Source organism: Actinoplanes sp. NPDC000266, from assembly GCF_042899005.1.
In the GTDB taxonomy this organism is placed as follows: Bacteria; Actinomycetota; Actinomycetes; order Mycobacteriales; family Micromonosporaceae; genus Actinoplanes.
On record NZ_JBIAZI010000002.1, the window covers coordinates 768,967 to 777,891 of the forward strand.

Here is an 8,925-nt window from a genome sequence, read left to right on the forward strand (position 1 = left end):
AGATAGAGCGAGGGCGCGGCCGCGTCAACACCGAAGCCCTAGAGTGAGGCTCCATGGCCACCATTTACGAGGTAGCGGCGCTCGCAAAAGTCTCGCCCGCCACCGTCTCGCGCGTCTTCAACGGCAACCCGGTGTCGCCCGAGAAGCAGCGAGCCGTGCGCGACGCCGCCGCCCAGCTGGCCTTCACGCCCAACAAGACCGCCCGCCGCCTGCGCAAACAGAGCTCCGAGGTGGTCGCGCTGCTGATTCCGGACATCGAGAACCCGTTCTTCACCGCGCTGGCCCGCGGCGTCGAGGACAAAGCCAGCGAAAAGGGCTACTCGATAGTCCTGTGCAACACCGACGACGACCCCGAGAAGGAGCTGCGCTACCTGCAGATCGCCGCCTCCGAGCAGATGGCCGGGGTGATCCTGGCCCCGAGCTCGGACGAGGCCGACCTGGGAGCGATTTCAGAGCTGGGCAGCCCGGTCGTGGCGGTCGACCGCACCACCCCGTACCCGGTCGACGCCGTGAAGGTCGACAACCGGGCGGCCGGCATCGCCGCCACGACGGCCCTGTTCGAGGCCGGGCACCGCCGGATCGCCTGCATCGCCGGCCCGGTCGGCATCGAGGCGACCGAGGACCGCTTCCTGGGGTGGCGCCAGGTGATGACCGCCCGGCGGGCCGAGATCCCGGACGGATATCTCCAGCACGCCAACTTCCGGGCCGACGGCGGTTACGCCGCCATGAAAAGGCTCCTGGAACTGCCCGAACCGCCCGAGGCCGTGCTGACCACGAACAACCTGATGGGCGTGGGCGCGCTGGAGGCCATCGTCGAGTCCGGCGTGGACCGGGGCCTGGCCGTGGTGGGCGAGCTGCCGTTCCTGTTCCTGACCCCGGCGGCCGTGATCCAGGTGCGCCTTCCGGCCCGCCACCTGGGCCTCACGGCGGCCACGATGCTGCTCGAGCGCATCGGCGGGGACACCCAGCCGCCGCGGACGATCGTCCTGCGCGCGGAGATCGCCTAAATCGATACCAGGCTGGTCAGAGCCGGTACAACCGGCACAGACGCGAGTCCTTGACGAAATCGATTTCTTGGCTTTCACTGTGTCCCACACCGCACCGCCTCTAATCCGCTCCCAATTCGAGAGGGACGCAGGCTCATGAACACCTCGTTACGGAAGCTCGTGGCGCTGGGCGCGCTCGCGGCCACCCTGGCGGCCTGCTCGAGCACCGGCGCTCAGGACAGCTCCGAGAAGTCGCTCGAGATCGTCTACTGGAACTACGGGCCCGCCGCCGAGCAGGGCAACAAGGCCACGGCCGACGCCTTCACGGCCGCGCACCCCGACACCAAGGTGTCGCTGACCCCGGTCACCGGCGAGAACTGGGGCACCTACTACGCCAACGTGGCCACGCTGATCGCCTCGGGCAAGCGCCCCGACCTCATGGTCATCTCCGGCGAGGGCGCCCAGTTCGTGCACGCCAACAAGCTCATCAAGCCGATCAACGAATATCTCGACTCCGACGCCGAGGCCAAGACGATCACCGGCGACATCGCCCAGGGCCTGATCGACGGTTTCACGGTCAAGGGCGACGTCGTCACGCTGACCTACGGCTGGAACGACATGGTCGTCTACTACAACACCGACGTGTTCAAGAAGGCCGGCGTCGAGCCACCCAAGGCCGACTGGACCTGGGACGATTTCGCCGCCACGGCCAAGAAGCTCACCGCCGACACCAACAAGGACGGCAAGACCGACCGGTACGGCTTCACGTGGGCCAGCAATGAGATCTTCCCCGGCATCATGCCCTGGGTGGCCAACGCGAACGGCAACCTGACCAGCGATGACGTCTGCCAGGCGACGGCTGACACGCCGCAGGTCAACAAGGCCGTCACGTTCCTCAACAAGCTCATCACCGACGGCGTCGCCCCCGCGCCGATGCCGATGAGCGACGTCTTCACCCGCTTCCAGAACGGCCAGGTGGCCATGTTCGGCGCCGGCCGCTGGCCGATCGGCACGTTCCTGCCGGCCGGTTTCACGGCGTTCGACATCCAGCTCTACCCCAAGGGCGACACGTACAAGACGGTCTTCGGCGGCGCCGGATATCCGATTCTCAAGTCGTCCAAGAACCCCGATCTGGCCTGGGAATACCAGAAGTTCACGGTCAGCGAGGACATTGAGAAGCAGTACGTCGGTACGCCCGAGAAGCCCGGCGATTCCATTCCGTCGCGCCGCTCGATCGCGCAGACCATCGCCAAGACCGGCGTGCCGCCCGCGAACTCCGACCTGTTCTACGACTCGATCGACAAGTACCCGACGCTCGTGCCGTACCCGGCGCCGGCCAAGTACAGCGCCTTCGAGTCGACCGTCCTGCGCCACCTCCAGCTCATCTTCGCGGGTGAAACCCCGGTCGCCGACGGTCTCAAGGCCATGCAAAGCGAACTGAGCAGCATTGTGACCTGCTGAAATGACTGACGTGATGACACCTCCGGCTCCGGTCGCCACCGACCCGGGCCGGAGGGCCCCGCGCAAGAGGAAAACCGACGGCCTGGCGGCTCTGGGCTTCCTGTCCCCCGCCATCGTGACCTTCCTGATTTTTGTGCTGGCGCCGACGGCCGGCGTGCTCTACCTCAGCTTCTTCGACTGGAACCTGCTGAGCGACGGCACTTTCGTCGGGCTCGACAATTTCGACCGGCTCCTCAGCGACGAGAGATTGCTGAGGGTGTACGGCTCCACGGCGTACATGGCCCTGGCCATTCTGGCCGTCAATGTGGTCCTGGGTCTGCTGCTGGCCGTCCTGCTGGAAACGCGCATGCCGCGCTGGCTGCGCGGTTTCTTCCGCCTCTCGTTCCTGTTCCCGTTCGTCGTCTCGGCCTCGGCCGTCGCCCTGATCTGGCGGTTCCTGCTCAACAAGGACCTGGGTCTGGTCAACTATCTGATCGGGCTCGCCGGCATCGACCGGATCGACTGGCTGGGCTCCTCGGCATGGGCGCCGATCTCGGTGATCGTCGTCAATTCGTGGAAGACGATCGGCTTCTCGATCCTGGTCTACATCGCCGGTCTGCAGGCCATTCCGGACCAGCTCAAGGAGGCCGCGATCGTCGACGGGGCCAACGCCTGGACCCGGTTCTGGCGCATCACGTTCCCGATGCTGTCGCCGACCATCTTCTTCCTGGTCGTCATCAACACCATCAACTCGTTCCAGATCTTCGCCGAGCCCCGGGTGCTGACACAGGGCGGGCCGGGCGACGCCAGCCGCACGATCGTCGAATACCTCTACGACCGCGCCTTCGGCGATTTCGACCTCGGGTACGCCTCGGCCATCGGCATCACGTTCATGCTGATCCTCATCGTGCTCACCGCGATCCAGTTCCGGTTCTCCCGCAGATGGACGTTCTACGAATGAGCCGCATCCTCTCCCGCATCGCGACGTTCGCGATCCTCGTCGTCGCCGCCCTCGCCATCACCGCGCCGTTCCTGTGGATTTTCCGGGGCGCCGTCTCGGGTTCCGACGCCGAGCTCTACAAGCTGCCGCCGACCTTCGATCCGGCCAACCTGACCGCGGGCAACTTCGGCAAGGTCACCGAGCAGGTGCCGTACTTCCGGTTCTTCCTCAACTCCGTCATCGTGGCCACCACGGTCACCGCGGCGCAGATCGTCACCTGCGCGACCGCGGCCTATGCCTTCGCCCGCCTGCGGTTCCGGGGCAAGGGCGTGCTGTTCGCGATCGTCATCGGCTCGCTGATGATTCCGATCCAGGTGACCATCGTGCCGCTGTTCCTGGTCATGTCGAAGCTGGAACTGACCAACACGCTGTGGTCGCTGATCCTGCCCGGCATCTTCAGCGGTTTCGGCATCTTCCTGCTGCGCCAGCATTTCCTGGCCCTGCCGTACGAACTGGAGGAGGCGGCCAAGCTCGACGGGGCCGGCCATTTCCGGACGTTCGCGCGGGTCATCCTGCCCTTGTCCGGGCCGTCGATCGCGACTCTGGGAATCCTCTGTTTCACGTATTGGTGGAACGACCTGCTGCTCCCGCTGGTGATGATCAGCGACACGGAGAAACAGACCCTTCCGGTGGGTCTGGTGCTTCTCGCGGGCCGTTTCTCCACCGGTTCCCTCGGCACCATCGCGGCCGGCATCGCCATGGCGATCGTCCCGGTTCTGGTCGTCTTCCTGGCCGCGCAGCGCTACATCGTGCAATCGATCGCCTCGAGCGGTCTCAAGCTCTAGGAACCCTCAATGGCTGTTTTGACAAACGAGACCTGGTCGGGTGCCACCGCGTTCTGGCACGAGCTCCCCCGCACGCTCGCGGCCGGGGTGGTCACTCTGGCCGCGTCGGTCCCGCTCTCCTTCTCCCTGCTGTACGGGGCCCCGCGCTGGCTCGCGGCGGCCACGGTACTCCCGATCCTCGTGTCATTGACCGGTGTCGCCTCGTTCGCGGCCCAGGTGGCGCGGGGCGACGGGCCGTCGTTGTCCGCGCTGCGCCGCGTGGATCCCGTACTGGCGCTGCTGTTGTCGGTCTCCGGTCTGGCTCTTCTCGCCCCCTGGGGCGCCGTGCCGGCCGCGGCCGTCGTGATCGTCGGGCCGTACGCGCTGGCCTACGGTGCGGTGCGGGGCAAGCGCGGCCTGGCGGCGTTGCGCGGCGGGGCCATCCTCGCCGCGTACCGCCCCGCCTGGGCCCTGACCCTGACCGGCCTGACCGTGCTCGCCGGTTTCGCGGCCGTCGCCTCGGCCGGCGTCCTGGCCTTCGTGGTGGCGCCGCTGCTGCTGACGATCGCCGGGCGGCAGACCGGCGCGCTGCTGGCGGAGATCGACGCCGTGCAGTCCGGATGGTGACCATCTACGAGGTGGCCGCCCGGGCCGGCGTCTCCCCCTCGACCGTGAGCCGCGTCCTCAACGGCGCCAAGGTCTCCCCCGAGTCGGAACGGCTCGTCCGGGCCGCCGCCGAAGCCCTCGCCTTCACCCCCAACCGCACCGCGCGACGGCTGCGCGGCCAGCACTCGGCGGTGATCGGCCTGATCATCCCGGACATCGAGAACCCGTTCTTCACCGCGCTGGCCCGCGGCGTCGAGGACCGGGCCAGCGCGAAGGGCTACTCCGTGGTGCTGTGCAACACCGACGAGGATCCCAGCCGCGAGGCCACCTACATCGACATCGCGCTGGCCGAACACATGGCCGGCGTGATCCTGGCCCCGGCCGACGACGCCAGCGACGTGAGCCGCCTGGTCGACCAGGGCCGCCCGGTCGTCGCCGTCGACCGCAGCCTGGCCCGGGCCGACGTCGACGCGGTCACCGTCGACAACCGGGCCGGCGGCCGGTCGGCGGCCGAGGCGCTGTTCGCGGCCGGCTTCACCCGGGTCGCCTGCATCACCGGCCCGGCCTCGGTCGAGACCGCCCAGCTGCGCATGGCGGGCTGGCGGCAGGCCGCGGCCCGGCACACCGGCTCGGCCTATCTGGAGGACCTGCTGCGCTACGCCGACTACCGCGTCGAGGGCGGCCGCAAGGCGATGGCCGACCTGCTGGCCCAGCCCGATCCGCCGGACGCCGCGGTGGTGGCCAACAACCTGATGGCGGCCGGCGCCCTGGAGGCGCTGCACGACGCCGGACTGGACCCGCCCGGCTTCGGCCTGGCCGTCTTCGGCGACCTGCCGTTCGCGTCGTTCGCCCGGCGCGGCATCCGCGTCGTCGACGTGCCCGCCCGTGAGCTCGGCGCGGCCGCGGCCGGGCTGCTGCTGGAACGCATCGGCGGGGACACGAGCCCGGCCCGGACCGTGGTCCTGCGTGCCCTATGAGCCTCTCCTTCGGTGTCGACATCGGCACCTCCAGCAGCAAGGGCGTGCTCGTCTCGTCCGCCGGCGAGGTTCTGCGATCCGCGGTGCGCGAGCACGCGGTCGACCGCCCGCATCCCGGCCACGTCGAGATGGACGCTTCGGTCTGGTGGGACGAATTCGTCTCGCTGGCCGAGGAGCTCACGGCCGGCGTCACGGTGAGCGCGGTCGGGGTCAGCGGCATGGGGCCCTGCGTTCTCCTGACGGACAAGGCCGGAAAACCTTTGAGACAAGCGATTCTGTACGGGGTGGACACGCGCGCCACCGCGGAGATCGCCGCCCTGACGGCGCAGCTCGGGGGCGCCGACGTGATCCGGGAACGGTGCGGCTCGGCCCTGTCCACGCAGGCGGTGGGGCCGAAACTGGCCTGGCTGGCGGCGCGCGGTGTCCGGGGCGACCGCCTGTTCATGCCGGCCTCGTGGCTGGCGTACAAACTCACCGGCGCCTACACGCTCGACTATCACTCGGCCAGCCAGTGCACGCCGCTCTTCGACACGCACGCGCTCGACTGGTACGAGCCGTGGGCCTCACTCATCGCCCCGGAGCTGGAGCTGCCGCCGCTGGCGTGGCCCGGCGACGTCGCCGGGACGACCACGCGGGCGCTGGCCGGCATCCCGGCCGGGACGCCGGTCATCACCGGCACCATCGACGCCTGGACCGAGGCGGTCAGCGCCGGCGCGCAACGGCCGGGCGACCTGATGCTCATGTACGGCACCACGATGTTCCTCATCGCCACGGCCGACCGCCCGCTCACCAGCCCGGTGATGTGGGGAACGGTCGGCGCCTTCCCCGGCACCCGCAACCTGGCCGGCGGCATGGCCACCTCGGGCGCCGTCACGTCCTGGTTGCGCGACCTCACCGGCTCTGACTTCCCGTCGCTCATCAAGGAGGCGGAGGATTCCGGGCCCGGCGCCCGGGGGCTGCTCATGTTGCCGTACCTCGCGGGCGAACGCACCCCGTTGATGGACCCCGACGCCCGGGGTGTCATCGCCGGCCTGACCGTGGAACACACCCGTGGGGACCTCTACCGCGCCGCACTGGAGGCGACCGCGCTCGGGGTCCGCCACAACGCCGAGGTCCTGCGGGACTCGGGCGCCGACATCACGCGGGTCGTCGCGGTCGGCGGCGGCACCCGCGGCGGCCTGTGGACGCGGATCGTCTCCGACGTCACCGGCCTGGCCCAGGTGGTGCCGCGGGTGACGACCGGTGCCTCCTACGGAGCGGCCTATCTGGCCGCGCTCTCCCAGGAGCCCGTGGACATCGACGCCTGGAACCCGGCCGCCGAGACTGTTCAACCGTCCACGAAAGACGGCTACGACGAGTTGTACGGGCTCTACCGCGACCTCTACCCCGCCACCCGCTCGATCGCGCACACCCTCGCCACCCGCCAACGGAGGATCCCATGACCTCGTACACCCTCCCCGCCGTAGCGTCGCGCCCCGCCCTGGAGCCGAACACCGCCTACCTCATCGCCAGCGGCGACCTGCGCCCCGCCGCCAACCGGGCCGGATGGCCGGTCCAGGAGCAGATGGAGGCGGCCGTCACCGCCGCACTCGGCGAGCTGGGCTGGAGCGTGCGGCGCGCTCATGCGTACAACCGGGAACTTGGTCATGGCTTCATCTCGAGCCAGCGGATGGGGCTGGAGGTCTTCAAGACGATCCCGCCCGACGCGCCGCTGATCGTGGCCGAGGCGGTGTGGCAGTACAGCCACCACGTCCTGGCCGGGCTGCGCACCCATCGCGGCCCGATCCTGACCGTGGCGAATTTCGCGGGCGACTGGCCCGGCCTGGTCGGCCTGCTCGGCGTCAACGCGGGCATGGCCAAGATGGGCGTGCCCTACTCCACGATCTGGTCCGTGGACTTCACCGACGACTGGTTCAAGGCCGGGCTCCGCAGCTGGGTGGTCACGGGGACCATCGAGCACGACACCTCGCACGTCTCCGATCTCCCGGACCTTGCGGAAGGCCCGGAAACGGATCTCGGCCGGGCGCTGGCGGCGGAACTGCTGGCCGACAAGGCCATCATCGGCGTCTTCGACGAGGGCTGCATGGGCATGTACAACGCCATCATCGACGACGAGCTGCTCAACCCCCTCGGCATCTACAAGGAGCGCCTGTCGCAGAGCGCCCTGTGGGCCGAGATGCAGCGGGTCCCCGACGCCGAGGCGGACGCGGTCGGCGCGTGGCTGAAGGCCGCCGGAATGACGTTCGAGGTCGGCGCCGACGAGGCGACCGAGCTGACGGAAGCGCAGCTGCGCTGGCAGTACAAGATGTACATCGCCGCCCTGCGGATCAGCGACGACTTCGGCCTGGACGCGGTGGGAATCCAGTACCAGCAGGGCCTGAAGGACATCTGCCCCGCCTCCGACCTGGCCGAGGGTCTGCTGAACAACGCCGACCGCCCACCGGTGACATCCCGCGACGGCGCCCGCGTGCTGTGGGAGGGCAAACCCCTCCCCCACTTCAACGAGGCCGACGAGGGCGTGGCCGTGGACGCCCTGATCACCAGCCGCCTGTGGACCGCGATGGGCCTGGACCCGGCCACCACGTTGCACGACATCCGCTGGGGCGAGGACTACGACGGCGAGTTCGTCTGGGTGTGGGAGATCTCCGGCTCGGTCCCGCCGTCCCATTTCGGGACGGGCTACGCCGAGGCGGTGGGCCTCCGCCAGGACCCGGTCTACTTCCCGCTGGGCGGCTCGACCATCAAGGGCATCTCCAAGCCGGGCGAGGTGGTCTGGTCCCGGGTCTTCATCCAGAACGGCGCCGTACACGCCGACCTGGGCCGGGCCACCGCGGTCGCCCTGCCGGCCGAGGAGTCGGAGCGCCGCTCCCGGGCCACCACCCCGGCCTGGCCCATCATGCACGCCGTCCTGCATGGCGTCACCCGCGACCAGTTCATGGCCCGTCACAAGGCCAACCACTTGAACGTGGCGTACGCCCCCGACGCCGCCACCGCCGACAAGGCTCTGCTGGCCAAGGCGGCCTTCTTCTCGGCCCTCGGCATCGAGGTCCACCTCTGCGGCAAGGTGACCGTCTGACACGGCGACGCCGGCGGGCCGCGCGTGCCGGCCGGGGGGCGGGGGGGGGTGCGTCGCCGGGCGGGGGGGGGGAGGG

The 8,925-nt window shown here is 69.4% G+C and carries 8 protein-coding genes; all 8 read left to right on the plus strand.

Annotated features, from left to right (window positions below; translation table 11 throughout):
• Positions 1-53: 53 nt before the first annotated feature.
• Complete coding sequence (locus tag ACFY36_RS09985; RefSeq protein WP_499745552.1) at positions 54-1,007, plus strand: LacI family DNA-binding transcriptional regulator; 954 nt, start codon at positions 54-56, stop codon at positions 1,005-1,007.
• A 135-nt stretch (positions 1,008-1,142) separates the two neighbouring features.
• Positions 1,143-2,447 (plus strand): ABC transporter substrate-binding protein, encoded by a 1,305-nt coding sequence (locus ACFY36_RS09990; RefSeq protein ID WP_499745553.1) that lies wholly within the window; start codon positions 1,143-1,145, stop codon positions 2,445-2,447.
• Position 2,448: 1 nt separating this feature from the next.
• Positions 2,449-3,387 carry a carbohydrate ABC transporter permease gene (locus ACFY36_RS09995; protein WP_499745554.1) on the plus strand — a complete coding sequence of 313 codons (939 nt, stop codon included), beginning with the start codon at positions 2,449-2,451 and terminating at the stop codon, positions 3,385-3,387.
• Complete coding sequence (locus ACFY36_RS10000; RefSeq protein ID WP_499745555.1) at positions 3,384-4,211, plus strand: carbohydrate ABC transporter permease; 828 nt, start codon at positions 3,384-3,386, stop codon at positions 4,209-4,211. The genes ACFY36_RS09995 and ACFY36_RS10000 overlap by 4 nt, the downstream gene beginning before the upstream one ends.
• A gap of 9 nt (positions 4,212-4,220) precedes the next feature.
• Complete coding sequence (locus tag ACFY36_RS10005; RefSeq protein ID WP_499745556.1) at positions 4,221-4,817, plus strand: hypothetical protein; 597 nt, start codon at positions 4,221-4,223, stop codon at positions 4,815-4,817.
• Entirely contained in the window at positions 4,811-5,773 is a 963-nt protein-coding gene (locus ACFY36_RS10010) for a LacI family DNA-binding transcriptional regulator (RefSeq protein ID WP_499745557.1), read from the plus strand. Before ACFY36_RS10005 ends, ACFY36_RS10010 begins: the two co-directional genes overlap by 7 nt.
• A complete protein-coding gene (locus tag ACFY36_RS10015) occupies positions 5,770-7,215 on the plus strand; it encodes an FGGY-family carbohydrate kinase (RefSeq protein WP_499745558.1) in 1,446 nt (481 codons plus the stop codon). Before ACFY36_RS10010 ends, ACFY36_RS10015 begins: the two co-directional genes overlap by 4 nt.
• Positions 7,212-8,849 carry a fucose isomerase gene (locus tag ACFY36_RS10020; protein WP_499745559.1) on the plus strand — a complete coding sequence of 546 codons (1,638 nt, stop codon included), beginning with the start codon at positions 7,212-7,214 and terminating at the stop codon, positions 8,847-8,849. The genes ACFY36_RS10015 and ACFY36_RS10020 overlap by 4 nt, the downstream gene beginning before the upstream one ends.
• Positions 8,850-8,925: the final 76 nt, after the last annotated feature.